The organism is Psychrobacter sp. CX21, assembly GCF_057396255.1.
On the sequence record NZ_JBXYJG010000047.1, the window covers coordinates 1 to 680 of the forward strand.

Below are 680 nucleotides of genomic sequence, written 5' to 3' on the forward strand. Positions count from 1 at the left end.
GTTTACCGTTCAAGCTAACGGTGATTCAGGAGAGGTTGTTAATCCAGGTGATGACGTTAACTTCGTTAATGGCGACAATATAGAGATTACTCGTGATGGTACTGAATTCACAGTCGCTACTGCTAAAGATGTTGTTTTTGACAGTGTCACAGTGGGTCCTGTCACCATCGATAATACAGATGGTATTGATGCCGGCGACACCGCAATCACGGGTGTTGCTGCGGGCACAAACCCGAATGACGCAGTCAATGTTAGTCAATTGACCGAGACTAATGACGCTGTAGCCCAAGGCTTTAACGTTGGCGATGGTGATACCGACAACAACTACCAGCTTGGTGATACCGTTAATTTCACCGAAGCTGATGGCAATGTCATCACCACAACCACCGCTGACGGGGTTGAGTTTAGCCTAGCTAACAGCATAAACGTCGGCACAGTCAATCCAGTCACTATCAATGGCGATGATGGTACAGTAGGTGGACTCACCAACACCACCTATGACCCAGCAAACATTGTTAGCGGACAAGCCGCCACAGAAGACCAGTTGCAACAAGCGGCAGCGGCCTCACAAGAAGAAGTTACCTCTGATGATGGTTCTATCACAGTTGATAGCTCGGGCACAAACGCAGATGGTGCAACTATCTTCGATGTATCCGTCAATACTGATGGCACCACCATCA

The 680-nt window shown here is 48.2% G+C and carries 1 pseudogene; it reads left to right on the forward strand.

Annotated elements, in window-relative coordinates:
- Positions 1-680: pseudogene (locus tag AC2SLP_RS11995) on the forward strand (hypothetical protein); the annotation flags it as partial.